General features: G+C 42.1%; 27 protein-coding genes and 2 pseudogenes. 22 read left to right on the top strand and 7 right to left on the bottom strand.

Annotated features, from left to right (window positions below; translation table 11 throughout):
• Positions 1 to 138: 138 nt before the first annotated feature.
• Both BGL89_RS03765 and BGL89_RS03760 read right to left on the bottom strand, forming a co-directional pair.
• Positions 139 to 903, bottom strand: a complete 765-nt coding sequence (locus BGL89_RS03765) for a hypothetical protein (RefSeq protein WP_286824514.1) — start codon at positions 901 to 903, stop codon at positions 139 to 141.
• 445 nt (positions 904 to 1,348) lie between these two features.
• Positions 1,349 to 2,089 (bottom strand): creatininase family protein, encoded by a 741-nt coding sequence (locus BGL89_RS03760; protein ID WP_286824513.1) that lies wholly within the window; start codon positions 2,087 to 2,089, stop codon positions 1,349 to 1,351.
• A 74-nt stretch (positions 2,090 to 2,163) separates the two neighbouring features.
• Between BGL89_RS03760 and BGL89_RS03755 the strand changes: the two genes are divergently transcribed.
• The 3 genes from BGL89_RS03755 (at position 2,164) to phoU (ending at position 5,092) form a co-directional block, all read left to right on the top strand.
• Positions 2,164 to 2,916, top strand: coding sequence for a response regulator transcription factor (locus BGL89_RS03755; RefSeq protein WP_286824512.1), 753 nt, complete (start codon positions 2,164 to 2,166; stop codon positions 2,914 to 2,916).
• Between the two features lie 47 nt (positions 2,917 to 2,963).
• Positions 2,964 to 4,256 (top strand): sensor histidine kinase, encoded by a 1,293-nt coding sequence (locus BGL89_RS03750; RefSeq protein ID WP_286824511.1) that lies wholly within the window; start codon positions 2,964 to 2,966, stop codon positions 4,254 to 4,256.
• 167 nt (positions 4,257 to 4,423) lie between these two features.
• Complete coding sequence (phoU, locus tag BGL89_RS03745; RefSeq protein WP_286824510.1) at positions 4,424 to 5,092, top strand: phosphate signaling complex protein PhoU; 669 nt, start codon at positions 4,424 to 4,426, stop codon at positions 5,090 to 5,092.
• Positions 5,093 to 5,118: 26 nt separating this feature from the next.
• Here the strand turns inward: phoU and BGL89_RS03740 are convergent, their stop codons facing one another.
• A complete protein-coding gene (locus BGL89_RS03740; protein WP_286824509.1) occupies positions 5,119 to 5,988 on the bottom strand; it encodes an ABC transporter permease in 870 nt (289 codons plus the stop codon).
• A 312-nt stretch (positions 5,989 to 6,300) separates the two neighbouring features.
• Between BGL89_RS03740 and BGL89_RS03735 the strand changes: the two genes are divergently transcribed.
• Positions 6,301 to 6,777, top strand: a complete 477-nt coding sequence (locus BGL89_RS03735; protein ID WP_286824508.1) for an NAD(P)H-quinone oxidoreductase subunit N — start codon at positions 6,301 to 6,303, stop codon at positions 6,775 to 6,777.
• Positions 6,778 to 7,095: 318 nt separating this feature from the next.
• Here the strand turns inward: BGL89_RS03735 and BGL89_RS03730 are convergent, their stop codons facing one another.
• Positions 7,096 to 7,326: a hypothetical protein gene (locus BGL89_RS03730; protein WP_286824507.1), complete on the bottom strand. Its 231-nt coding sequence runs from the start codon at positions 7,324 to 7,326 to the stop codon at positions 7,096 to 7,098.
• Between the two features lie 296 nt (positions 7,327 to 7,622).
• Between BGL89_RS03730 and gltX the strand changes: the two genes are divergently transcribed.
• From gltX to BGL89_RS03660, 15 genes and pseudogenes are all read left to right on the top strand, one after another.
• Entirely contained in the window at positions 7,623 to 9,065 is a 1,443-nt protein-coding gene (gene gltX / locus BGL89_RS03725) for a glutamate--tRNA ligase (protein WP_286824506.1), read from the top strand.
• A 709-nt stretch (positions 9,066 to 9,774) separates the two neighbouring features.
• Positions 9,775 to 10,857, top strand: a complete 1,083-nt coding sequence (locus BGL89_RS03720; RefSeq protein ID WP_286824505.1) for an ATP-dependent 6-phosphofructokinase — start codon at positions 9,775 to 9,777, stop codon at positions 10,855 to 10,857.
• Between the two features lie 130 nt (positions 10,858 to 10,987).
• Positions 10,988 to 11,155 (top strand): hypothetical protein, encoded by a 168-nt coding sequence (locus BGL89_RS03715; RefSeq protein WP_286824504.1) that lies wholly within the window; start codon positions 10,988 to 10,990, stop codon positions 11,153 to 11,155.
• Positions 11,124 to 11,246 (top strand): annotated as a pseudogene (locus BGL89_RS21175) (hypothetical protein); the annotation flags it as partial. The gene BGL89_RS03715 and the pseudogene BGL89_RS21175, both read left to right, overlap by 32 nt.
• A gap of 60 nt (positions 11,247 to 11,306) precedes the next feature.
• Positions 11,307 to 12,401, top strand: a complete 1,095-nt coding sequence (locus BGL89_RS03710; protein ID WP_286824503.1) for a site-specific DNA-methyltransferase — start codon at positions 11,307 to 11,309, stop codon at positions 12,399 to 12,401.
• Positions 12,374 to 13,372: a type II restriction endonuclease gene (locus tag BGL89_RS03705; RefSeq protein ID WP_286824502.1), complete on the top strand. Its 999-nt coding sequence runs from the start codon at positions 12,374 to 12,376 to the stop codon at positions 13,370 to 13,372. The genes BGL89_RS03710 and BGL89_RS03705 overlap by 28 nt, the downstream gene beginning before the upstream one ends.
• Positions 13,373 to 13,732: 360 nt before the next feature.
• A complete protein-coding gene (locus BGL89_RS03700; protein WP_286824501.1) occupies positions 13,733 to 14,926 on the top strand; it encodes a hypothetical protein in 1,194 nt (397 codons plus the stop codon).
• Positions 14,927 to 14,968: 42 nt separating this feature from the next.
• Positions 14,969 to 15,739 (top strand): HAD family hydrolase, encoded by a 771-nt coding sequence (locus tag BGL89_RS03695; RefSeq protein WP_286824500.1) that lies wholly within the window; start codon positions 14,969 to 14,971, stop codon positions 15,737 to 15,739.
• A 110-nt stretch (positions 15,740 to 15,849) separates the two neighbouring features.
• Positions 15,850 to 16,062 (top strand): hypothetical protein, encoded by a 213-nt coding sequence (locus BGL89_RS03690; RefSeq protein WP_261779574.1) that lies wholly within the window; start codon positions 15,850 to 15,852, stop codon positions 16,060 to 16,062.
• A 299-nt stretch (positions 16,063 to 16,361) separates the two neighbouring features.
• Positions 16,362 to 17,111 (top strand): DUF262 domain-containing protein, encoded by a 750-nt coding sequence (locus tag BGL89_RS03685; RefSeq protein WP_286824499.1) that lies wholly within the window; start codon positions 16,362 to 16,364, stop codon positions 17,109 to 17,111.
• Positions 17,112 to 17,115: 4 nt separating this feature from the next.
• Entirely contained in the window at positions 17,116 to 17,925 is an 810-nt protein-coding gene (locus BGL89_RS03680) for an HNH endonuclease signature motif containing protein (RefSeq protein ID WP_286824498.1), read from the top strand.
• A 31-nt stretch (positions 17,926 to 17,956) separates the two neighbouring features.
• A complete protein-coding gene (locus BGL89_RS03675; RefSeq protein WP_286824496.1) occupies positions 17,957 to 19,165 on the top strand; it encodes an XRE family transcriptional regulator in 1,209 nt (402 codons plus the stop codon).
• Positions 19,166 to 19,188: 23 nt separating this feature from the next.
• On the top strand, positions 19,189 to 19,734 hold the full coding sequence (locus BGL89_RS03670) for a PIN domain-containing protein (protein WP_286824495.1): 546 nt from the start codon (positions 19,189 to 19,191) through the stop codon (positions 19,732 to 19,734).
• A gap of 287 nt (positions 19,735 to 20,021) precedes the next feature.
• Entirely contained in the window at positions 20,022 to 21,380 is a 1,359-nt protein-coding gene (gene trxB / locus BGL89_RS03665; RefSeq protein ID WP_286824494.1) for a thioredoxin-disulfide reductase, read from the top strand.
• Between the two features lie 122 nt (positions 21,381 to 21,502).
• Positions 21,503 to 22,333: a metal ABC transporter permease gene (locus tag BGL89_RS03660; RefSeq protein WP_286824492.1), complete on the top strand. Its 831-nt coding sequence runs from the start codon at positions 21,503 to 21,505 to the stop codon at positions 22,331 to 22,333.
• 125 nt (positions 22,334 to 22,458) lie between these two features.
• On the opposite strand, the gene BGL89_RS03655 is transcribed toward BGL89_RS03660, so the two are convergent.
• Positions 22,459 to 22,680, bottom strand: coding sequence for a hypothetical protein (locus BGL89_RS03655; protein ID WP_286824491.1), 222 nt, complete (start codon positions 22,678 to 22,680; stop codon positions 22,459 to 22,461).
• A 139-nt stretch (positions 22,681 to 22,819) separates the two neighbouring features.
• Between BGL89_RS03655 and BGL89_RS03650 the strand changes: the two genes are divergently transcribed.
• Both BGL89_RS03650 and BGL89_RS03645 read left to right on the top strand, forming a co-directional pair.
• Complete coding sequence (locus BGL89_RS03650) at positions 22,820 to 23,626, top strand: TlyA family RNA methyltransferase (protein ID WP_286824490.1); 807 nt, start codon at positions 22,820 to 22,822, stop codon at positions 23,624 to 23,626.
• Positions 23,627 to 23,989: 363 nt separating this feature from the next.
• Positions 23,990 to 24,370, top strand: coding sequence for a cyclic nucleotide-binding domain-containing protein (locus BGL89_RS03645; protein ID WP_286824489.1), 381 nt, complete (start codon positions 23,990 to 23,992; stop codon positions 24,368 to 24,370).
• A gap of 29 nt (positions 24,371 to 24,399) precedes the next feature.
• Here BGL89_RS03645 and fmt read toward each other — a convergent pair whose 3' ends face one another.
• Together fmt and pgeF are read right to left on the bottom strand one after the other, a co-directional pair.
• Positions 24,400 to 25,377, bottom strand: coding sequence for a methionyl-tRNA formyltransferase (gene fmt, locus BGL89_RS03640; RefSeq protein WP_286824488.1), 978 nt, complete (start codon positions 25,375 to 25,377; stop codon positions 24,400 to 24,402).
• Positions 25,378 to 25,473: 96 nt separating this feature from the next.
• Entirely contained in the window at positions 25,474 to 26,268 is a 795-nt protein-coding gene (gene pgeF / locus BGL89_RS03635) for a peptidoglycan editing factor PgeF (RefSeq protein ID WP_286824487.1), read from the bottom strand.
• Positions 26,269 to 26,439: 171 nt separating this feature from the next.
• Here pgeF and BGL89_RS21440 point away from each other — a divergent pair.
• Positions 26,440 to 26,569, top strand: a pseudogene (locus BGL89_RS21440) (DUF4351 domain-containing protein); the annotation flags it as partial.

Raw genomic sequence — 26,569 nt, 5'->3', positions numbered from 1 at the left:
AGAGCGAACTAATCAATTAAGTCTCTTGCCAGATAAGGATTTAGTCGATTTATGCCCCCCTATCGAACCATAACAAGTAACGAAGAGCCAATGGGACATTATCAAAGCGCAAGTCCCTAAATATTGACTGATGACTGATTACAGTCCACCTTGGGGTCCTAGGGGCAGATTGATATTAGAGGGGAAAACCGGGAGTTGTCTTTCCAGAAAACGCTGGGTGACTAATTCTCGGAAAATCTCTAGATCTTTTTGCCATTGTCCCAGATATTGTTTGAGCAGATTTAATCGATCGCTACCCTCGGCCAGATTATAGTTAAAGTTACCGGCAAATAATAGCGCCGCTAAGGTTTGGCCATCGGGTAATTGCAATTTTGCCTCGTTAATCGCCAGGGATAGCTGAGAGGTTTCTAACTGATAAAGTAGATTGATGCTGGCTTGTAGAGGGGCTGTACCGAAATTGTGCCAGGGACCGGGGGCCAGAAGAGTTTCGGTGATGTATTTTTTAGCGGCATCGGGGCTACCAGGGAGAGGAACAATACTTTTCGGCGCGATACCCAGGGCTTGATATTCGGCCAAAGGGAGTTTATCTAGATATAAACCAACAATTTCTGGCAGTTTCAGGTTCAGGCTATCGGGAGAGTTAATTATCTCCACAAAGGTAATTTTCCGGGGTTGGGCGACGATGCTGATACCATTTTGAAAATTAACTTGAGCGTAATTAGGATTGAGTACCGGTTGGCCATTTAATTCCCAGTCGGGGGGAACTATTCCCGAATATTTGAGGAAATCAACCGTTAGCATGGCGGGATTGAGGCTTTTGGCTGCAATTGCGATGGAAAGTTCTTGTATTTCCCGCAAACTAGCCAGAGGTTGATTGGAGTTATTGTCAGTGGTGGTAATCATCAATTTTCTCCTTGGATATTTAAGTTTTGTCTATAGGGTGACAGTTAAATTATTCCGGGTCTCGGTGGCCTAGTCACTAATCAACTTAGACACAGGACAAGAGAGCCATTCTAGATAGGGTTTGCTGAATAATGGTAAAACCCTTTTAAAATAAAGCTTTTGAAGGGCAACAAAGCCTGAAACGACCGGCTACTGACTCCTGACTCCTGACTCCTACCCCCACCGAAAAACTTTTTCAGCAGACCCTAGATAGGGTTTGCGGCAAAAAGTTTTTCGGTGGTGGCAGGGTGTGGGGTGTGGGGTGTAGGGTTTTACCGATTTTGAGGGGGTCAATTACCTAATTTTCAGGGAAAAAGTCCCTGAATTTTCCCCCCGACCACTGCAAGGGCTGGCACTTTTTGAGGGGAAAAAAGTCTAAAAGTCTTCTACAACAAGGTTTTTAGATTTATTCAGCAAACCCTAGATAAGTATTACTCAATTCTTTCACGGCTAATTCATAGAACCTCTGACCGTGTTCGGGAGTCGCTAAAGCAGGATTGGAACCCATACGACCATCGGGATAATTTTGGCGAAAATTAGCCGCACCGTAAATACCATGACCAGAAGCCACTTTTTCGGATAAAAAGGCGTTTTTAAGACTCTCAGGGTAAAGATACTGAGTTAACGCCACTTCGCTTGGTGTAGCGTGGGAACCCTCCTGATCTCCATACAATTCTTTGGCTAAAAGATAAACTTCTCGCACCATAAACCAATTGGCCACTTGACATTTAACCTCGTTTGTGTTAGGTAAATTAAGGGAATCCAAATGATAATAGGTTTCCGCAAAAGCGGCTTTTAGGGTAGCAATATTACCCCCGTGACCATTAATAAAGAAAAATTGACGAAAACCGGCTCTAGCTAAACAAGTTACATAGTCGAGGATTACTTGAATCAAAGTGCTAGGACGAAGGCTAATTGTACCGGGGAAAGCCGTATGATGTAGGGCCATACCAACATTTAAGGTCGGTGCTACCATTGCTTGTACCTGTTTCCCCACTCCTTTAGCGATCGCCTCCGCACATAGAGCATCTGTACCAATCAGTCCCGTCGGCCCGTGTTGTTCCGTGGAACCGATAGGAATAATAATTCCCTGAGATTGTTCTAGATAGGATTCCACCTCTAACCATGTAGATAACTGTAATAACATTCGGCTCCAGCCTTCCAAGACGAGTGCAGGTTGACAAATTGAGATAAAATTAGGACGAATAATCAAGTATTTTTATGTTAACCCTTGACAACCCCCCCTTGTCGGCGAGTACGAATTTCGTTCCCAATCATCGGATTTTAATCGTGGAAGATGAAGAAGTGATTCGGGATATGATTATTTTGGCTTTGGAAGAAGAAGGTTACGAGGCGCTCGGTGTTAGTGATGGTCGCGCTGCCCTAGAACTACTGCAAAGTCAAGAATCTAATCACGGTGAGTCTCGTTTTGATTTGGTCGTTTTGGATTTAATGTTACCGCAAATCAACGGTCTTGATATCTGTCGTCTGTTGCGCTATCACGGCAATATTATCCCGATTTTAATCTTAAGTGCTAAGGCCAGCGAAACCGATCGAGTTTTGGGTTTAGAAGTGGGTGCCGATGATTATCTGACTAAACCCTTTAGTATGCGCGAATTAGTCGCTCGTTGTCGCGCTCTCATTCGTCGTCAAGGATTTACTTCCCTAGCTGCCGCTCCCGTGCGAAAATTCCGCGATGTTCTTCTCTATACCCAGGAATGTCGGGTGAAGGTGCGAGATGAAGAAATTAACCTTTCTCCTAAAGAATTCCGTCTCCTAGACCTATTTATGAGTTATCCGCGCCGAGTTTGGTCAAGAGATCAATTAATTGAACAAATTTGGGGACCGGATTTTTTAGGAGACACTAAAACCGTCGATGTTCACATTCGCTGGTTACGGGAAAAACTGGAAATCGATCCCAGTCAACCAGAATACCTGATTACTGTACGCGGTTTCGGTTATCGTTTTGGCTAGGTGAGCGATTATATTTTCAAGTTTAGCGATCGCCGCTTGCTGGGATAATGACTATTTTCGCTTTTATTTTCGGAGTAGTTTTAGGTTTGAGTATTTGTTACTGGCAAGTCTCACGCTTAAATAGAGAGTTAAAGCGAACCCTGAGCGCTCTCTCGGATTCGGTGGATTTGTCGGCCTCTTTTCCCGTTACCTCCCTGGTGCGTCGAGAATTACAGTTTCTCTCCCAAAGTCTGCAAGAGCGAGAAAAGAGCTTAGAAATTCAGAAATCCTTGCTAGAACGAGCGCCGATCGCCTATCTTCATATAGATGCCGATAATCGACTGCTCTGGTGCAATCAACAGGCAATTACCCTCTTAAAACTCGATCGCTGGCAACCGGAGCAAGTGCGTCTGCTGCTGGAATTAGTGCGCTCCTACGAATTAGATCAATTAATTCAAGAAACTCGCCAAAAACAGAGTCCACAGGTGCAAACTTGGACTTTTTACCCGACTAATTATCCTGTCACCCCCATTAGCGATCGCCAAGTGACTGCTCCTAAATCGATTGCCTTGAAGGGTTACGGTTATCCCTTACCAGAAGGTGAAATCGCTGTATTTATCGAAAATAGACAGCCTTTAGTGGAATTATCGCAAAATCGCGAGCGAGCTTTCTCTGACTTAACTCACGAGTTACGCACTCCCTTAACCTCCATTTCTCTCCTTACCGAAGCTTTACAGAAACGCCTCCAAGCTCCCGAAAGACGCTGGTTAGAACAAATGGCGAAAGAAGTGGAGCGTTTGAGCCAATTAGTGTGCGATTGGCTAGAAATCAGTCAATTACAAGCGGATGCGGGGCGATATTTACAATACCAGATGATTAATCTACAGGAGCTAATCACCACCGCTTGGCAGACTGTCACCCCTTTAGCGGACCAAAAACAGATTAGCTTAGATTATTCCTCTCCGGTGGATTGGACGCTGGAAGTTGATCACTCTCGTCTGCTGCAAGTTTTCCTGAATCTCTTTGATAATGCCATTAAGTATAGTCCCGATCAGGGGAAAATTCGCCTAGAAATTCGAGAAATATCCGATACTATCGGGAAAAAATGGCTAAAAATTGACGTTATCGACAACGGTAAAGGATTTAACGAAGCGGATCTACCCTACGTTTTTGATCGCCTCTTTCGCGGTGATCCTTCCCGCACCCGTCAAAAACAAGGCACAAAGGATTATAGTACCGGTTTAGGTTTATCGATTGCTAAAGAGATTATTCAAGCCCATGGCGGTTCGATCGTCGCTCAAAATGATCCTAACACCGGCGGCGCTCGCCTACAAGTCACTCTCCCCCGTCAAAAAAATTAGGTGAGGTGATGGGTGTGGGGGTATTAGTTGAATTTCCCCCATTTCCCCATCCCCCAACCCCTATCCCCCAAAAAATCTGTCAAGTTCTCTAGACAACTGTGCAAAATCTAAAATTTTCTTGTTATGACTGTAGAGAAAGAGTAGTTTTATGTTAAGCGAATCCGACCGTGAGCCTATCCAAAGAAACCAATCATCCCGATCGCACCTATTTCGCTCGTTCTCTCCAGCGATTGGAACAGGATGTGCTGAGAATGGGAACCTTGGTCGAAGAATCCTTTCGTCTTAGCCATCAATCCCTTTTTGCTAGGGATTTGGAAATGGCGAAAAAAATCGCCCCCCTCGATCAGGAAATCGATCGCTACTACCGTCAAATCGAGTTAGATTGTGCCACTCTCATGACGCTACAGGCTCCCGTAGCTCAAGATTTGCGGCTGTTAAGTGCTTTTATGCAATTAGTGCGCGATTTGGAGCGTATCGGCGATTATGCCAAGGATTTGGCTGAAATAGCGCTCAAATTATTCGCCTATACTCCTCACGATTGTATGAGTGAGATCGAGGCTATGTCCCACCATGCTCAGTATATGTTAGCCACGAGCCTTGTCGCCCTGGCCGACCTCGATCAAGAAGCGGGTCCAAAGGTCAAAGAACTAGATAATACGGTCGATCGAGCCTATGAGCATCTTTATCACACTCTCGCCCATCAAAGAGATATTAAGGGTGTGGTGGAACCAATCCTGCTGATGGCTTTGCTAATCCGTCATCTGGAACGCATGGCCGATCACGCCACCAATATCGCCCAAAGGGTATCTTACATCGTTACCGGACAGAGAGGCTGAGGGTGTCTCGAACTCTGACCTCGCTTTTAGCGTTTACGACTCAGGGGGTTAAAAATTTCACTTAACCCCTCTCCCAAGAGGGATAAACCCACCACCATCGTGGTCATTGCTAATCCGGGAAATAAAGTGGTCCACCAGATACCTGTAGATAAATCCGCCAAAGCTTCCTTGAGATCATGACCCCATTCCGGCACTTCTTCCGGTAATCCTAAGCCTAAAAAGCCTAAACCGCCTAAAACAAGGATCGCATCCGCCGCGTTGAGTGTAAACAGAACCGGGACACTCTGGACGACATTAAAGAAAAGATATTTTGATAATATACGGCTAGGACTGGCCCCGATCGCTCGCGCTGCTTCGATGAATAACTCATTTTTAACGCTGGCGGTTTGATTTCTGACCACGCGAAAATATTGGGGAATATAGGCAATGCTAACAGCGATCGCTACATTGAAGATACCACGACCCAAGACGAAGGCGAGAGCCACCGATAATAATAACCCCGGCAAGGTGTAGAGGGTATCCATGAGAAAGAGGAGAACGCGATCGATCTTACCCCCCAAATAACCGCTAATTAACCCTAAAGGAACCCCGATGACCAAAGATAATCCTGTGGCCAAAAATACCACGGACAAGGCCGCCTGGGCCCCGAATAGGGTGCGGGAAAAGACATCATAACCGCGCACATTCGTCCCGAACCAATGGGCAGAACTGGGGGCTTGTAGGGGATAATTGCTTAAAATGTCGGTTGAATCCTGAATCAGTCCGATCGCTTGCAGAAGGGGCGAAAACAGGGCAATCAGGATAAAAATAATTGTCAATACCAACCCAACTACTAGGAGCTTAGTAGTTAGGTTGGGTTTCAGAAAAGGATCGATCGGCAATTTAACAGGAGTCATCGACAAAATTCAGGCATTGCATAGAACGCTAATTGTAGAAGACAAGGCTAACCTGCGACAAGAGCAGGATTTTTTTCAGACAGCCGGGGCCGAAACGACCGTAAACCAGAGCAAGACTGCTAAAGCTAAAACAGTTAGTTTAATCAGGATATAAAGCAGTCCGTTGGGATAAAGGAGATCGTGAAACATATTACCTCCTTGGGAGAGTAGCGATTGTCTCTCTCTATCTTTGATCTTAAGTCTTTCTTTGTTCAGCTGACGCACAACTTAACAAAACGTGCGATTATAGGGAAAAAGATTTTTTTACTAGCTATGGCACTACTGACCACGGGAAAACCATTTATTCGCGATCTGGAACAATACGGTGCTTTAGGCGTTTACGCACCCTTAGAAGGGGGTTACGAGGGACGCTATCAAAGACGTTTACGGGCCACTGGTTACAATGTCCTGCATATCACCGCTAGAGGTCTAGGCGATTTAAGTGCCTATCTTACCGGCATTCATGGAGTCCGTCCCCCCCATTTAGGTAAAAAAAATATTGGTCAGGAAGCAGCCGTGGGACCGGTTTATTTTATTCCTCCCATTGCTACCTATCAATTGGAAAATTTACCCCCCAAATCTAAAGGTTTAGTGATTTGGATTATTGAAAGTTTTGTTTTGTCCTCGGAAGAAAAACAATACTTAATTAATCTTAGTCAACAGGAACCCCGGTTAAAATTTGTCCTCGAATTGGGTGGGGAAAGATATTTTCGTTGGCAACTTTTGAGCAAATCTTTAATCGCTGCCTAAATTACCGAAATAATACGGGTACTAAAATATCTCTCTCTCAACCCCTCTCCCCGGAGAGGGAGACTCCCGCACCCTTTGGTAGCTATTCATTTTGAGAACTGATATTACCTCAACATATAGCTAGAATCCCCTAGATTCCCAGCGCTGAAAGCGCCAAGGTTTTAACCAATAGGCTTTTATTTGTCTATTTCCTTCTTTCCAAGTGCATTGAATCTGAGAATTAGGGTTCTTCGTTACTTGGTATGGTTCGATCGGGTGACATAAATTGACAATTGACAAAAATCGCGGCAATGTCCCTCTCTATAAGGGTTTCATTCCTTATAACCCCGTCCATTGCATAACAAAAACCGAAGAACCAGAATTAGCAGGATTCGCACCACATTGGGGCTGAAGATTCAAAATACTGGAGATTTCGCTAGGATTAATCTGAGGATCGGAACTAAAACTTTTTTCGACAATTCTTCTCTGCACTGCCACCTTATTAGTGGGAGTCAGATAGATATAATTAGACTGGGTAAGCAAAATCGAAGATAATAGAGTTTCAAACATTGTGATTAATCGCAAGCTCAGAGATAAAACCAATAGACATCTCCAAAATTTATAACCGACATTCCGCACATCTTCACATACTTTTATATATTTTTACATTCCCCAAGATGTTTTATTGTTCTCCGGCTGCCCAGTGCGGTTACTCAGGGCTAACAATCCGAGCTTAATCGGTACAAAAGAACTGATAATTGCTGCTGGCAACCCTGGCTGAAAACTGTCTTAATTTCGCGAGTTGGCCTAGGTGAATTTGCAATAATATGGGATATCGTTGCCGCAAAAAATCTAGGAGTTAAATCGTGACAGTGAGAGTTCGTATTGCCCCCAGTCCCACAGGAAATTTACACATTGGAACAGCGCGCACAGCCGTGTTTAACTGGCTTTTTGCCCATCATCACCGGGGGAAATTTATCTTGCGCGTGGAAGATACAGATTTAGAACGTTCTCGACCAGAATATACGGAAAATATTCAAGCGGGCCTACAATGGTTAGGACTGAATTGGGATGAAGGTCCTTTTTTTCAAACTCAACGCCTTAATTATTATCGTCAGGCCATTCAAACCCTGCTCGATCGAGGTTTAGCCTATCGTTGTTATTGTACCCCGGAAGAATTGGAAAAAATGCGGGAAGAACAAAAAGCCCGCAATCTTGCCCCCCGTTACGATAATCGTCATCGTTATCTCACCCCCGAACAACAAGCGCAATTTGAGCAAGGGGGGAGAAAAGCAGTAATTCGTTTTATTATTGATGACGATCGAGAAATTATTTGGCAGGATTTAATCCGGGAAAAAGTTATCTGGAAAGGTAGTGATTTAGGGGGAGATATGGTGATCGCTCGTACCTGCGAAAATGCCGAGGAAAACTTTGGTCAGCCTCTCTATAATTTAGCGGTAGTTGTTGATGATATCGATATGGCAATTACCCATGTTATTCGTGGGGAAGATCACATCGCTAATACGGCTAAACAAATTCTTTTATACGAAGCTTTAGGGGCAAAAGTGCCGGAGTTTGCCCACACTCCTTTGATCTTAAATCAGGAGGGTCGTAAGTTATCTAAACGGGATGGAGTAACTTCGATCGAGGATTTCCGAAAACTGGGTTTTCTGCCGCAAGCTTTGGTTAATTACATGACTCTCCTCGGTTGGACTCCTCCCGATTCCACTGAAGAAATTTTTACCCTTGAAACGGCCGCTGAAGTGTTTAGTTTAGAACGGGTAAATAAAGCGGGGGCAAAATTTGACTGGACTAAATTGGATTGGATTAATAGTCAATATCTCCATCGTTTAAGCGGTGAGGAATTAGTGCCTTTACTTCTCCCCTACTGGCAAGAAGCAGGGTATAATTTTGATGCTGAAACCGATCGAGCTTGGTTGATCGGATTGGCTACTCTCATCGGTCCGAGTTTAACTCGTTTAAGCGATGCTGTCGCCGAAAGTCGCCTACTTTTAACCCCTCTGGCTAATTATAATCAGGAGGCTTTAAGTCAATTACAATTAGAGGGAGTTAAGGATATTATCAAGGATATTCTCGCCGCTATTACTCCCGATTTGACTGGAGAAGTTGCTAAGGGGATTGTTGAGACAACAACTAAAGCCCATCGGGTTAAAAAAGGTCTAGTGATGAAGTCTCTGCGCGCCGCTTTGATGGGGGAGTTACACGGTCCAGATTTAATGCAGTCTTGGCTACTTCTCAATCAAAAAGGTTGGGATATATCCCGTCTTCAGCAAGCAGTAAATAGTTAAATTGATCGGCTATCAGTTATCAGAAAATTTATCGTACATTAGGGTTGACAAATACCCTAAGATTGCTATATACTTTCTAGTATAATGGGAATCCGTGTCGCCCTGCATACCCTGCTCGTGATCGATTACTGAGGGGATGGGGGCGGATTTTTCGGTTTTGGATCTTCTCGACTTTGTGTGATAATTTTTGCTTATGGAATCCTGAAGTGCTTATCGGGCAGAACTTTTATACTAAATCTGGTTATTAAAAACTGATTATTTATTCCCCCTTTTGCATGAGTGCCTCTCCTGATATTTAGCCTATACCCAACGGATTTAGTATTACTTCCGACTTGATCACTCAATCCAAGCTTTTGGGGGGTTCTACCCCCCAAACCCCCCGTTGGGGGCGTGGCGCCGCCCCCAAACCCCCGCGCATTAGTTTTTCGGTGAGATGCTTACACGCAGCTGCTGACACATCTGTAATCATTTAAGAGTCACTCCCGCAAGTGGAGTGACTCTCCTGATATGTAGCCTATATTCAACGGATTTAGTATTAGGACTATTTTGCGGAAGAAACTATCAGTATAAAACTCGTTTCCACACAGAAACCAGAATATCCCGATTTTTCCCCTAGCTGTCAGGGACGATCTAGAAACTTTCTTAATTTTCAGGCATTATCTGCAACTTTTCCCTAAATATAGATTTGTTAATCTCCTAACAAAAACCTATGGGTGAAAAAAAACGAATTGGACTTCTCACCAGTGGTGGTGACTGTGCGGGTTTAAATGCCGCCATTCGTGCCGTTGTCCACCATGCCAGTGGCAATTATGGCTGGGAAGTGGTGGGTATTCGAGAAGCAACTAACGGATTAATTAACCGTCCCCCAAAAACCACTATCTTTGATATTGAAGGAGTCGATCGCCTGTTGGTGATGGGGGGAACAATTCTCGGTACTACCAATAAGGGGGATCCCTTCGCTTTCCCGATGCCGGATGGAACCCTGATCGATCGCTCTCAGGAAATCATTGACGGCTATCATAGTCTGGGACTGGATGCCCTGATCGGCATCGGTGGCGATGGTAGTCTGGCGATTTTGCGCCGTATTGCCCAACAGGGAGGCATTAATCTGATTGGTATCCCCAAAACCATCGATAATGATGTGGGAGCTACAGAAGTCTCCATCGGCTTCGATACAGCTACTAATATCGCCACAGAAGCCCTCGATCGCCTCCATTTTACCGCCGCTAGTCATAACCGGGTGATGATTCTAGAAGTTATGGGTAGAGATGCCGGCCATATCGCCCTGGCTGCCGGTATTGCGGGGGGGGCCGATATCATTCTCATTCCCGAAATTCCCTACCGATTAGAGAATATCTGCGAGAAGATCCGGCAACGGCAGCGTATGGATAAACAGTTTTCTCTGATTATTGTCTCCGAGGCTGTGCGTACGGAAACCGGCGATCGCCTATCACAAAAGAAAGCCCTAGGGGAAGATCGTCTCGGGGGTATCGGTCGCTATTTAGCCGAAGAAGTTGCCAGGGAAACCGGGGCCGAAACGAGAGTGACTTTCCTGGGCCACATTCAACGGGGGGGTATTCCTTCTCCAATGGATCGCTTACTGGGGGCGGCTTTTGGCGTTGCGGCCGTGGATCTGATCGCCCGGGAAGAATTCGATCGCATGGTGGCCTGGCAAAATCGGCAAGTGGTCAGTGTTCCCATTGAGGAGGCGATTAAAACCTATCGCGTCGTCGATCCCGAAGAAACTTTAGTCAAAACCGCCAGGGGTTTGGGTATTTGTCTAGGGGATTGAGATTAAATCTAGGGGAATCGGTGCGAGAATTAATCCTTAAGTATCGCCCTTTCCCCACTGATTAAAATTACAAGTCAAATAAAGATAAACTCTGATAATTATTTTTCGGCAATTTCGCCAGTAAACCTAAATGATTAATAGTCCAGTTAATGTAGCAGAAAGATTGTTAGAAATCAACAATCTCGATCGAGAGTTATTTAATTATTTTCAAGACAAATTACTTGATTCTGAGCAATTATCTCGTACCCTAGTGAGTTTTCAAGGTAATAAGAATCAACCTATTATATCGCTGGTATAAATATAAAGAGGGTTTTTCCGTTGATCTGATAGTTTATCTTCTAGAAAAATATGGTATCAAACAAGGAAAAATACTAGACCCTTTTGCTGGCAGCGGAACAACTTTATTTGCGGCGGCGTCCAGGGGTTTATCAGCAGATGGAATAGAACTATTGCCGATTGGACAGGAATTAATTATTACTAGACAAATTTTAGAAAATGGCTTAAATAGTGATGATATATATCGTCTAGAGTATTGGTCTAACCATAGCCTTTGGCAACAGGTAGATTACAAAGTTAAGTTATTAGAATTACCAATTACTCAAGGAGCATATCCCCAAGAAAATCAGGCTTGTATAGAAAGTTACTTAGGGTTGATTGCCCAAGAGAATGAGCGAGTGCAAGGGATCTTAAAATTTGCCTTACTTTCTATTCTCGAATCAATTAGCTATACTAGAAAAGATGGTCAATACCTGCGTTGGGATTATCGTTCTGGGAGACAACAGGGCAAAAATATATTTGACAAAGGGGAAATTTTAGACTTTAAAATTGCCCTCCATAGCAAGTTAAGAGAAATTCTCGCAGATTTAGAGCCTAGTCAGCAACAATTGGAACTTTTTTCTAGAGATTATCCTCAGGGAAAAATTCAACTATATCAAGGTTCTTGTCTTGAGATTTTGCCAGAGATTTCCTCAGAAAAATACGATTCTATTATTACTTCTCCTCCTTATTGTAATCGCTATGATTATACTCGTATCTACGCTTTGGAATTGGCTCTATTGGGAATAGATCAACTACAATTAAAACAATTACGTCAACAAATGCTTAGTTGCACTGTTGAAAATAAACCCAAAGAGTTACTAAAAATAAATGAACAATGGTCGCCAGTCATTGCCATAACTGATCGTCAAAAATTATTAGAAAGTGTCCTGGATTATTTAGAGGAATTAAAATCAAGCAAGGCCTTAAATAACCATGGTATTCCTCGGATGATCAGGGGGTATTTTCTGGAAATGTCTTGTCTAATTTATGAATGCTTTCGGGTTATGAAATCCTCTGGTATTTTCTGTATGATTAATGATAACGTTCGTTATGCGGGAGCTAGTATTTCTGTAGATTTAATTTTGTCAAAAATTGCTGAAGAAATTGGATTTAAAGTAGAAAATATTTTAGTAGTTCCTAATGGAAAAGGTAATAGTAGTCAGCAAATGGGATGTCATGGTAGAGAATCTTTAAGAAAATGTATTTATGTGTGGAGAAAGCCTTAATGGAAAAACCCTATCTCTTGCATTTAAACCAAAGTTGTGATTTGGAGACTACCTATGAAGCTATCCGTTCAGGATTTATTGCTCTAGCCTTAGAAAAAAATCAGAGAGCTACTCCTTTAATTGCAGAAGCAAGAACCTTAAAAATTATTGCCCAAACCGTAAACAATCCTAGAGAGTTACTAAACATCCCAGATATTCAAGCGGCTTTATTAACTGCATCGGGAATTTCTGATAAAGCTAAAAATTATTTACATCCCCAAGACAAGGTAGAAGCAATTCAAGAATTAATTGTCAATTTTCTGGAACCTGCGGGGACTAATTTTGTCGAGGAGTTAGTCTATAGATTTCTATTGATTCGGGGTGACACTTTAGGAGGAATCATGAGAAATGCAGGTGGCTCCTTAGCTCAAAGTAAATTTACTCGTTCTCTATTAGCAACTTTAAGAGTAGCAGGGATTGCTTATGATTGGCTCAATTCTAGTAATAATCAATGGAGAGAAGCTGAAGAAATGACACCTAATCTAGAAATCTTGGTTAGAGGTGTTAGCTGGTTAAATAACAGCCAACCAAGAACAATAATTTATAATGTCAATGTTCCCCTTGTTAATAACAACAATATTGATTTGTGCCTTTTAAAATGTGATTCGACGCAATTAGCTAATCAAAAAATCAAAAAACAAACCTTACAATCTCCTGATTTATACATTGCTTTGGGAGAATTAAAAGGTGGGATTGATCCCCCAGGAGCAGATGAACATTGGAAAACTGCTCGTACTGCTTTGCAGAGAATTGATGATGCTTTTAGAAAAATCTCTAAGCATCCTTATACTTTTTTTATCGGCGCTGCTATTGAACCAAAAATGGCTAGGGAAATTTATCAGCAATTAGAGACGAAAAAACTCACCAATGCCGGTAACTTAACCAATGATAATCAACTGGTTTCAATTATCCGTTGGCTATGCCATCTTTAACCTAGTTAACATCTACAAAACTACCCCTCAAATAAAGATAAACTCTGATAATTATTTTTCGGCAATTTCGCCAGTAAACCTAAATGATTAATAGTTAATAGTAATAATCTGGTGGCAGGTAACTTTATTTAACTTCATCTCCTCAATCAATTAGTCCAGTAGGGTGGGTTAGCAACGCGTAACCCACCGCAATTATTCCAAATGAATATCATCCTATAGATTAGCAATGCGTAACCCACCATCTCTTGACAAAGAGGATAACTTCTGCATTACCATATCTCGTTCCATCCTGATATTTTCTGAAGCTAGAAGGGTATATTAAGAGAGATTCCGATCGCCGCTTATTGAGATAAATCTATTATGCTTATTTACTTTATTCATGGAGTGGCAACAAGAGAGGCTAGTTATGCCAATAAATTAATTAAACTAATTGAAGAAGAATGTAAACGCAAAAATCGGGCGATTCCCTACTGTTATCCGGGATTTTGGGGAAATGTTCTCAAAGGAACCGAAAAATTATGGCGAGATATCGAGCAAGAATTACAGACAAAAAAACAGAAAAATAGTAATTTTAACCCCGAGCAATCCTTTCGCTATCAAAATTTTAGAAAAGAGTATTTATCTTATTTTATCGGTGACGCATTTAGCTATTTAGGGAGCGATCGAGGAAACCAAATTCGCCGCATTATTGCCGATCAATTAATCGATCTTGTTCAAGCTTATCCCCAGGAAACCGAATTACATATAGTGGCCCATTCTTTGGGTACTGTAATCCTTTGGTATCTGTTATTTTCTGAGCGTTTTGACCCTAAAGATCCCGCTCATGAAATTCGTGATCTTATCGGTAAAGAACGGGGCAAACTTTCCCTATTTAGTGTAACAACGATGGGTTCACCGATCCCATTTTTAAATCTAACTCTAGGCATTGATAACAATCAAATTGAAAAATTTATTAGCCAGCATCAAAGTCAGCGTTTGCTCTGGAATAATCTAATCAATTCCTCCGATATTATCGCTTATCCAATTCGTCCTCTTTTTGATTCTATAACCGATGTATCCAAGATTTTGATGAGCGATTATTATCTAGAAGCGACCGGCAATATTTTTGATTCTGTAGAAATTGCTGCCGTTGTCTTAAATTCCCTTAATGCTCATACCTATTACCTAGCATCAGATAAAGTAGCCAAAAATATCGTAGAGACAATTTATTTCGGTCAGCAGGATTATAATCATGGTAATAGTTACAGTAATAACACCTGTGTTGATCTTGCCATACAAAGAATAGCCAAAATATCTGGAGTAACTAAAGATGTGGTAAAAATGAAACCTTTAAAAGAAAAAATATTACTAGAAGGTAAATTTAAAGATGCTAGTGGTTATATTTATTTAAGCTCAGATTTATATCGTGTCCATCATGTTTATATACAGGACAATCACCAAAATATCGTATATGCTGTATATGTGGGCTGGATTCATGTAGAGGGATTGAAAAATTCTGTTACAGAAATCATCAGACAGCTATGTTATGTCAACGATGAAGCCAAGAATAGCTAATAGCTGCGCTATACTGCCATTATTAAGATTAAACCAGCATTTATGAATCAATTCCCCCGCATTCTGGCACTGGATTTTGATGGTGTTCTTTGTGATGGCATGATCGAGTATTTTCAGATTAGCAAACGCACCTATGAAACCCTTTGGCCGGAAATAATTCCCGAGGATTTTTTCCCTAGGTTTTCGCAACTTCGTCCCGTTATCGAAACCGGTTGGGAAATGCCCTTACTGTTGCGATCGCTCGTTCTCGGTATTCCCGACGAGGAAGCTTTAAATAATTGGCCGTCAATTCGGCAAAATCTGCTAGAAAGGGAGAAAATAGCGAAAAAAGTTCTCTCAAATGCTCTCGATGGTCTTAGGGATCGATGGATTGAGTCGGATCTAGAGTCTTGGTTAGCCTTACATCAATTTTATCAACCCGCAATCGATCGCCTGGCCTCTCTTTTAGACTCGGATTTTTTGGTTTATATCATCACTACAAAAGAAAGTCGTTTTGTCAAGCAACTGTTACAAAAAGTAGCAATTAATTTTCCCGAAGCGAGATTAATTGGCAAAGAGATTAAACAGCCGAAATACCTGACTATTCAGCAAATACTGGCTGATTTACCCGAATCTCCCGCTAATTTGTGGTTTGTCGAGGATCGTCTCGATGCTTTGGAATTAGTGCAACAACAAGCAGATTTAAACGATGTGGGCTTATATTTAGCCGATTGGGGATATAATACCGCTCAAATGCGCCAAAAAGTTGCTCAAGATACCCGTATTAAGCTGTTATCCCTATCTCAATTTGCGGCAGACTTTACCCACTGGTAGAGTGAGTGACGACAAATATTAAAACTTCCCCCATTACCCCATGAGCATTGTTAAGCTTTCTTCATACACTTGTACTAATTGTCAATTTCTTCTACAATGGTCATAGGTGCATGACTGGCTCAATTCCCTTCTCGATTGAATCTTCTGACAACTTCGAGCGCTCTTTCAAAAAACTGGCAAAAGTTCACAAAAATAGCTTTGTTGAACTTATTGCCAAAACTTTAGAGGATTTAATCGATGACCAATATCCCCATAACTCCCGCCAGGAACCTCTACCGGGGAAAATTCAGTTGCCAGGGCAAGCGCATCTTAACAATCCTTGACAAAATGAACTTTATGTGGGTTGTTTACCCACGATTCAGGAATATTTGAGGAGAATTTGCCATCTCAATTGTTAAGCAAAAATCGACCAAATGTTAAGATTTCGTAACTATTCTGATTGACTGGTATCACCTGAAATGCTCATGCAGATCACAAAATTGGCCAATTGTCAATAGCTTTTGAGATGCTCTCACCCTGCAAAAACCCCGTAAATTTCTAACAATGTCAGCATAAAAGAGTTAATATATTAAGAGATCGCCTATACGACATTATTACCTTTCTCTACCCGCACGACAGACTTATGGTTACAGTTAATCTGGATGCTTTAATTCCGCGAGAAGACTTTGAAATCACAGCCAGCACTAAAGCAATTAAGAAAATAGAGTCTATCGCTATTAGGGATATTACACCTGATTCATTTTTTTTTCCCGTTGTTCGTAAGCCCGACTTTCAAAGAGAGACGAATGAATGGGATCAAGAACGAGTATGTCAGTTTATTAAAAGTTTCGTAGAAGGTGATTTGATCCCAGCTATTATTTTATGGCGTAGTGAAAGTGGATTAATTTTTGTTATAGATGGCAGTCATCGATTAAGTTCATTGATAGCGTGGGTAAATGATGACTACGGAGACGGTGTAATATCAAAGCCTTTTTATAATGGTATTGTTCCTGATGAACAATTAAATATAGCCGATAGAACCAGAAAACTGATCGATAAAAAAGTTGGATCGTATCAGAACTTCAAACTAGCTTTAGAAAAGCCAGATAAAGTTAGGGATGATATTGTCAAGAATGCTAGAGAGCTAGGAGTATTAGCCATTCAGCTTCAATGGGTTGAAGGAAATTCAGAAAAAGCTGAAGATTCCTTTTTTAAAATCAATCAACAATCTACTCCGCTTGATACAACTGAAATTAAGCTGTTGAGATCCAGAAGAAACCCAAATAGTATTGCAACACGAGCAATTATAAATAGTGGAACGGGGCATAAATATTGGTCAAGATTTTCCAAAGAAAAGCAGTGTCAAGTAGAAAAACTGGCTAATAGAGATTAATGATATGCTATTTCAACCACCTCTACAAACTCCTATTAAAACTTTAGATTTGCCAGTGTGCGGAAAGCTATACTCTAATGAAACCTTATCCATGATTCTCACTTTTGTTAATATTGCCAATCATGTTGAAGATGAAAATCCAAATATTAAGAATGATGAAACAGGAGAAACAACGATAAATTTTTTGAAACAAGCTAAAAAAGTTGCTAAACGGTTTAATAGTAATCATGCTTCGTCTCTTGGCTTGCATCCGTTACTGTATTGTTATTCTCGAACCGGAAGATACCGTACGGTTTCTTTTCTCGCAACTGTTTATTTTGTTATCAAGCTAGTAGAAACAAAGCATTTAAATGACTTCATAGATATCCGAGCAAAATTTGAGCAATTTTTATTTGAGCATAATTACTTGGTTTCCCAAATCATGAGCAAATATCGCTCTGTTCAAAAAAGCTATAGACTTATTGCTGAGTTTTGGTTGAAAATTGTTGAAGGTTTAAAGAGTAATAAAGAAATAAATTTTATTCTAGAAGATATTGGAAAAAATAATAATCTTGATTACTTAAAAATCGAATATCGCCATGATTTGCCAACTTCAACATCAGCAGTATCACAAAATTTTAGTCAAGACCAAAAGAGTGAAATTTTTATTTTGGAAACATTTTCAAAAGCTCCGCGTTGTCAAATTTGCAACGGACTGATTCACTGTAACTCTATTTCCATCGATCATAAAAAACGCAAACGAGATGGCGGTTCGGCAAATGTAGATAATGGACAAGTTACCCATCCTTATTGTAATACAGGCTATAAAAACTAACTTTATTTAACGAAAATCGAGAATTACAATCATGACGAATAATATCCTCGAGCACATCAATCCCTACGACTTAGGAAAACGACTCAAACAAGCGCGAGAACAGCGCAGCATGACGCAAGAAGCGGCGGCAAAAATTATCGATGTGGCGTGGACAACCCTAGTGGCAATTGAAAAAGGGGAGCGCCGTCTCAAATCCTCAGAATTAGTAAAACTTGCTCGCGCTTACGGTAAAAGTGTTAGTGATTTTCTTGTCTTAACCCCTCCGATTGAATCTTTCGAGGTACAGTTTCGTTCCGCTTCTCGTCGTGGTGAAGCGGAAAAAACGGAAGTACAGTCTGTGATCTTGCGCTTCCAAGAATTCTGTCAAAATTACCTTGAATTAGAAGAACTAATGAAGTCGCCTTTACCCCGTAACTATCCCCCCGAATATCATCTAGATGATACTTTTCCCATTAATATTATCGCCGAAAGTATCGCCAATGCGGAAAGACAACGATTAGGTTTAGGAGATAAACCTATTCCGCTATTACGAGAGATTTTAGAACAAGAAGTGGGGATCAGAATTTTTTATCTGCCCATGCCTTCCCAATCGAAATGCTCCGAAATGTATAGCTATAATGAAACCGTAGGAGCTTGTATGGCGATTAATGCCAATCATCCGCAAGAACGTCAACTGTGGTCATTAGCGCACGGTTATCTCCATTTTTTAGCCCATCGTTATCATCCCGTGATCGATTATCTCGATGAATATCAAAGAATGCCTAAAAGTGAACAATTGGCGGAAGCTTTTCCGAAATATTTTCTCATGCCCACCAGTAGCTTACTGAAACGTTATAATGATATTAAACGATCGCAAGGTAAATTTACTCCTACCCATTTAATTCACTTAGCTCATTACTACGGTGTTTCGGTACAAGCACTATGCTATCGATTGGAAGAAATGCAATTGCTGCCATCGGGTACTTATAACAGATTAAAAGATAGTGGATTTAAAATCCGAAAAGCGCAACAGGAACTAGGCTTAGAAAATAATCCTAATAAATCCTACGATTTAACTCCTACTCATTATCAACGTTTAGCGATCGAGGCTTACAATCGAGAACTAATTACTGAAGGTGCTTTCGCTCATTTTTTAGGTGTTGATCGCCTAGAAGCTCGTCGGCTCGCCGAGATATTGCGTGAACCATCACAGGAATTAACCGAAGACTACAGAGATATTGATTTAACTAAAATCAAATAAGTGGGGGAGAGGCTATTAACCTTATGCTGAAGCGATCCTCCCCTATTGTTTTCGATGCCTGTTGTGTTTTTAATCTGATAGCTTCTGGTTGTTTTTTAAAAATCATTACGGCTATTCCCATTCAAATTATGATCGCGCAAACAGTTTGGGAAGAGGAATTGATTAACTTCGATCGCTTTGAAAAAAGTGACAGACTCCAGCTAGATGAATCGGTTAATAACGAAATCATCCAAATTGTTGATTTTGAATCCGAATCAGAAACTGATCTTTTTGTCAATTATGTCGCTATTTTAAAAGATGATGGAGAGTCGGCAAGCGGAGCGATCGCTATTTCCAGAGGCTGGGCAATTGCGACGGATGACAAACAGGCAACGAACTTATTTCGACGGGAAAAACCAAACCTAGAAATCCTCTCGACTCCTGAAATTCTGCAATATTGGGCGGAAAAAAAGAAGATTAGCGATCAAGATTTGAAAAACGTTCTCAAATCGGTTCGAGTCAAAGGACGATATTCACCCCCGCGAGAACATCCTCTGGCGAATTGGTGGGCGAGCATTACCAAAAATTAGAAAAATACTGGTATAACTCGTCAAATTTTTCGATAATTTTCCCAAAAAACTCGATTTTATCACTCTCTCGTGCTTTAAATGTCGGTAATCGATAGCTCGTGGGAGATCACCTTCCCCCCTCTATCCTGGTGTCAGTTCGGGTTAAGGAAATTTTGCCATGACTTCTAGAGGAGAATCAGGGTTGTTGCTTATCCCGAACTCTGGTTATCTAACTTATCGTCGTCTAACCCACCCGACATTATCTGCTATACTAAAAAGCGTAGTCGTTATGAGTTGCATTTACGGTTATGACTGTCGAGAATTTAGTCATTATTGGTTCGGGACCCGCGGGATATACGGCGGCGATTTATGCGGCGCGTGCGAACTTAAAACCCTTGATGTTTGAGGGTTTCCAAGCGGGAGGCATTCCGGGTGGACAATTGATGACCACCACAGAAGTAGAAAATTTCCCCGGTTTTGCCGAAGGAATCACCGGTCCGAAGCTCATGGAAAGAATGAAAGAACAGGCCGAAAGATGGGGGACGGAATGTTATACCGAAGATGTTATCTCGGTGGATTTAAGTCAGCGTCCTTTTACCATTCGTTCCACCGACCGGGAAGTTAAGGCCAATAGTATTATTATCGCCACGGGAGCCACTGCCAAACGCTTAGGATTACCCAGCGAAGCTCAATTCTGGAGTAACGGGATTTCCGCTTGTGCTATCTGTGACGGTGCTACACCGATATTTAGAGAGGAAAACCTCGCTGTGATTGGTGGCGGTGACTCGGCGGCGGAAGAAGCCGTATATTTGACTAAATACGGCTCTCACGTCCATTTATTGGTACGCGGGGAAGCGATGCGCGCCTCGAAAGCAATGCAAGACCGGGTGTTAAATAATCCGAAAGTTACCGTTCATTTTCATACCCAAGCGGTGGATGTGTTCGGTACAGGCAGTAAAATGGCAGGATTACGCATTAAAAACTCGCAAACGGGAGAAATCAGCGAATTAGCCGTTAGAGGGTTATTTTATGCCGTCGGTCACACTCCCAATACTTCCCTATTCCAAGGACAACTAGAATTAGACGAGGTGGGTTATGTGAAAGTCAAACCAGGGACTGTTGCTACCAGCGTCGAGGGGGTTTTTGCCGCAGGAGATGTGCAGGACCACGAATACCGTCAGGCCATCACTGCCGCAGGTACGGGGTGTATGGCGGCGTTATTGGCAGAAAGATGGTTATCGGAGCATAATTTAATCCAAGAATACCGTCAATCAGCCACTTCTGAACATTACGAGACGAAAACTGTTAGCGAAACCCCGGCCGATACGGAGGAAACTTTTGATATTAACAAAACCCGTCACGTTGGGGGTTATGCTTTGCGGAAATTATTCCACGATTGCGATCGCTTGTTAATGGTAAAATATGTTTCTCCCACCTGTGGCCCCTGTAAAACCCTGAAACCGATTTTAGATAAAGTGGTCGATGAGTACGATGGCAAAATTTATTTTGTGGAAATTGACATCGAAGCTGACCCAGAAATTGCCAAAATGGGTCAAGTAACTGGTACTCCCACGGTACAATTCTTTAAGGAGCGGGAATTAGTAAAAGAAATGCGCGGAGTCAAACAAAAAAGCGAATTTCGTCAAGTAATTGAGAGTTATCAATAATCAGTTATCAGTTATCAGTTATCAGTTATCAGTTATCAGATGTGAGTTTTTAGTTTACTGTTTACTGATTACTGTTTACTGAAAAAGCTCCCCACACCCCACACCCCACTTCCCAACACCCTATGCTAGAGGTCTTACAATTTGATTTTATGCGCCATGCCATCGCCGCAGGAATATTAGTTAGTATTGCCTGTGGGATTGTTGGTACTTTGGTAGTAGTTAATCGCGTGGTTTTTATCAGTGGTGGAATCGCTCACGCTGCCTATGGAGGCATAGGAATCGGTTATTTTTTTGGGATTAATCCCCTGGTGGGGGCGATATTTTTTACCTTTTTTTCGGCTTTAGGCATGGGTTTTTTACAGCGTCGCATCCGGGAGAGATCTGATACTTTAATCGGGGTGATGTGGGCGATTGGTATGGCGATTGGGGTAATTTTTATTGATTTAACCCCCGGTTATAAAGCTGATTTAATGAGTTATCTTTTCGGTAGTATTTTAACTGTACCGAGGGATGATTTATGGATAATGGCGGGCATAGACATATTAATTATAACCTTAGTTAGTATCTTTTATAAAGAGTTGTTAGCCATATCTTTTGATGAAACCTTTGCGATTATTCGCAATATTCCCGTGGAGATAATTTACTTAGGTTTAATGGGAATAACCGCTTTAACTATTGTCGCAGTAATGCAGGTGGTAGGATTAATTATGGTAATTGCTTTACTAACTATTCCCGCCGCTATCAGTGGACAATTTGTTAAAAATATGAAGGGAATGATGATCCTAGCGATTATTTTAGGAATTGTCTTTACTTTAGTGGGTTTGTGGTTATCCTATAGTTTAAATCTCACCTCAGGGGCGACAATTATTTTAGTGGCAGGATTGGGTTATTTAATCAGTCTTACTTGGAAACCTTTGATGCTCACTATCACCAGAAAAATATCTAATCTTTAAGGCTCTCCCCTAGTTGTGGTGATAAGAACAAGTTATCTAGGGGAGCGGGAAGGCAATTCACCCCCACATTGCCCCACATTAGTTGTTCTCTAGAGGCCAATGGGATAGTCTTGCCAATTATACAATTATAACCCCAAACGCTCCTTTTGGCGGGCTTTATAGGAGGCTAACAGCCAGATAGAGCCAGAAATCAAAGAAGGAGCAAGGACGAAAAAAGTGGCCATGGTCACGGGATGTTCCCGGGCCCACACCCAATAGATCATCACGGCAAAAATCAAGCCACAGTAAGCTAGTCCTAGAAAGGGGATGCCAATAACTAAAATGGCGAATCGAGTATCTTTATCCATAAAATATCGGGATGGCAGCGAAAATGTAGCTGATGGGTTTCGCTTACCCCTCTCCTTACTTATAATCTTCCTTCTGGGATTGCTTGCGGAAAAATAAGGTATTTTTTAGAATTAGGCGCTGATTATTGGGAGGCCTTCCTTGCCGAAACAAAGATTAGATTTATTATTAGTAGCCAAAAATCTCTGTGATTCCCGTCAACAGGCACAGCGATTAATTCGCGCTGGAGAAGTGAAAGTCAATCATCAAATCATCGATAAACCGGCCACAGAAATCGATCCAGAAGCGGCGATCGAGGTTAAGCAGAAACTGCCCTATTTGTCAAGGGGGGGCGAAAAATTAGCTAAGGCCTTAGAATTGTTTGCCATCGATGTCTGCGATCGCATTTGTTTAGATGGAGGCATTTCCACGGGGGGATTTACCGATTGTCTCTTGCAAAAAGGGGCAAAACGGGTTTATGGGGTTGATGTGGGTTATGGACAAGTGGCGTGGAGTTTACGGCAGGATGAACGGGTTATTTTACTAGAAAGAACTAATTTTCGCTATTTAACCCCGGAAAAGTTATACGGACAGGAAAAACCCGCCGATTTAGCAGTTATGGATCTGTCCTTTATTTCTTTGACCAAAGTTTTACCGACCCTGTGGACGCTATTAAATCCACCGCGAGAAGCGATTTTATTGGTCAAACCCCAATTCGAGGTGGGACGGGAAAAAGTCGGCAAAAAAGGGGTAGTTCGCGACCACCAAGACCAAGCGGGGGCGATTTTTCAGGTTTTACAGGCCGCCGAAGTCTTAGGATGGTTCTATCGGGGTTTAACTTGGTCTCCCATTACCGGACCTGCGGGTAACGTCGAGTATCTTCTTTGGTTATCCACCGATATCGGCCAAGTTAGTCCCAGTTTAGCAGCGATCGCAGAAATCACCCAAGAAGCGATCGAACAGTTTTAAACTAGGTATTTTCTCAAGGAAGTGGGAAGTGGGGGAGATTTTCAGAAAACCCTTGACAAATGGCGAGACTTGCTTTATACTTTATGTATAATCGGAATCCGTGCGCCCATATATATAGGGTTTTTCAGCGAAGATAAGAGAGAAAAAAATAGACTGAAAAATCGGATTGGGTAGGAAGAGGATAAAGGTATGAAGACAGAAATTTTCTCTCCCCGACAAGGATTAAACAAAGCATTTCTGAGAATCAAACCGAATCTTTGTCAGGTAGAGAAGTTTCAAGTGTTCTTACATACAAAAACGATGATCGGGGAGTTCAATATATCGGAAAATAGGAGAGATAACCCGAAAAATTATTGTTAAATCATGTTAAGTCCCGTAGAGACGATTAAAATTCTCGAAAATCATCCCGATCGCACTTTTCCAGCTGGTGAAGTTATTTTTGCCGATGGCACGGAGGGCGAGTTAATGTACGGTATTCTTAGCGGAGAAGTGGAGATGTATATCAAGGAACAATTGATAGAAACTCTAGAAAAAGGGGATGTGTTCGGAGTAGGATCGCTCCTGCACCCAGATAAACTGCGAGAATCCACAGCTATTGCCAAAACTGATTGTAAATTAGCCTGTCTCAATCAACCGCAGTTTTTATTTGCCGTACAGGAAACCCCCATGTTTGCGGTCAAAGTATTGAGAAGTTATTCCGATCGCTTTCGCCGGTTGAAAAAAATCTTCACCGGTGAAGCATAGAGGAGCAAAGGAAAGCCATACCCCGAAAACTATTGACCGAAAATCTCACCGATAGTTAAACGGGAACCATTGACCAAATCCCCACCAGAACGCGGTGATTTTCCCGATAATTGCACTTCTTTTAATAATAATAAACCCTCACCCGTCTGCACTACCGGCCCGAAATTTTTCCAGAGAGCCACGATCGATCCCACTTCTCCGCTTAGATGAGAAAGGTCTTTTGTCTGTAATTCTCGAGGCAGTTGACTAGGATCGTCTAGGGGAATAGTCGCCATCACTTTTAGAGGTTGTCCCCGGAAAGTGGTTAGCGCATTAGGATAAAAACCCCGGACTCGATCGTGAATTCTCCGGCCCGAATCTTGCCAGTGGATTAGATAGTCAGATTTTTGAATTAAAGGGGCATAGGTGGCATCGTCGTTATTTTGAGGAATTGGGGTAATTTCTGCTCGATCGAGCTTAGAGAGGGTTTCTAGGAGCAAATCCGCCCCTATTTGTCCTAGGGTTGCTCCCACCTGTTCGGCATTGTCAAAAAGGGCGATCGGGGTGTAGGCTTTCAGTAGCATCGGTCCGGTATCCATGCCCGCATCCATTAACATGGTGGTAATGCCGGTTTCTTTTTCTCCCCTAGCGATGCACCACTGCACGGGGGCTGCTCCCCGATATTTCGGTAAAATTGAGCCATGAACGTTAATACAGCCTAATCTCGGCATCTCTAGAATTTCTGGGGAGAGAATTTGTCCGTAGGCAACCACCACAAAGGCATCCGCTCGCGATTGTCTGAGAAAATCTAAGGTTCGAGCGTTTTTTTTGACACTTTTGGGCTGCCAAACCGGTATTTGCTGTTCTATGGCTATTTGTTTCACTGGTGAGGGGATTAATTGATTACCCCTTCCCCGGCGCTTGTCCGGTTGGGTAACGACGGCAATTACTTCTATATCGGGATTGGCTAATAATTTTTTTAGGGTGGGAACAGCAAAAGTCGGGGTTCCGAAAAAAACAATACGCATGGGAGAGGGGGGGGATTTTTCAGTTATCAGTGAGCAGTAATCAGTAATCAGTGAAAAGAAAGGGCGAATTCTTGAGTGAGAATGTCCACCGAGTTATTAACGGCTAACTATGCCAGACCATTGAATTTTTTTGGCTTTTTCCCGACGATAGGAGAAAAAATGATCCTCTTGTTGATAGGTACAAAAAGGAGCGATTGCAATTTGTTCATCCCTAATTCCTAACTGTTGTAGTTGATGATAAATCACCCGTCGCACGTCTAAGCGCACTTTTCCTTTTTCCTCGTCAGCAAATAAGGGGGAGGGGGACAGGTTAAATAAATTCGCCAGAATTTGGTCGGGATTGGTTTCTTGGGGGAATAAACTTAAACCCACTTCTGCGGCAACTTCTGTCTCTACTTGATACACTTCCCCGGCAATTGCCGGCCCCAGGGCCAGCACTAAGTTATCTAAACAACTACCGGAGTTTAATAACTGCTTTACTGCTTTGGGAACTATCCTTTTGGCCGTCCCTCTCCATCCAGAATGAATCGCCACCCCAACACCAGTAGAGCGATCGCCTATTAGTACGGGCGTACAATCAGCACTGGCCACCCAAATCCCTTGACCGGAAGCATCGGTGATAATTCCATCCGCTTCAACAATTTCCGGGTTAGTAATCCCTTGGGGATTTAATAGGCGATCGCCATGTACCTGTTTAACCCGATAAACCGGTACATTTGTCCCCAGAGCAGCCGTAAAAGCTTCCGGGGTTTGGGGGTAATAATGACGGGTAAAAAAGCCGTGGGACCAGTCCTCTAGGAGACTACAGGTAAGATAGGGCAATCCTTGCCATATTTGCCATTGCCACAGAGAAGTCTCGGTTAATCGGACATCGATCGCTACATTGGTCACAGTATAAGCCTCTCTTGCTGCATTAATGCCTCGTTCTTTCCTATCCTAGTTCTGAGCCTGGCAAACGGCAACTGGAAGATTATTTAGGGTTTGCGGCAAAAATCAAAAATTGTTGTTAGGGTTAGGAGTCAGTAGCCAGTAGTCTCCGATTAGAAAAATAGTAGAGGATGAACAAGAGAGAGAGCTATCGATGAATTAGAGAGATTATCACCGAATGCTCCTCTAAAATCGGCTTCTTTAAACTTATTGTATAATCTGAGTAGAAATTTAGAAGCGTTATCGAAAAAAACACAGGAGGATA

Source organism: Microcystis sp. LSC13-02, assembly GCA_002282935.1.
Classification (GTDB): Bacteria; Cyanobacteriota; Cyanobacteriia; order Cyanobacteriales; family Microcystaceae; genus Microcystis.
Note: the sequence above shows the minus strand (reverse complement) of the source record. Positions and strands in the feature narration are given on the sequence as shown.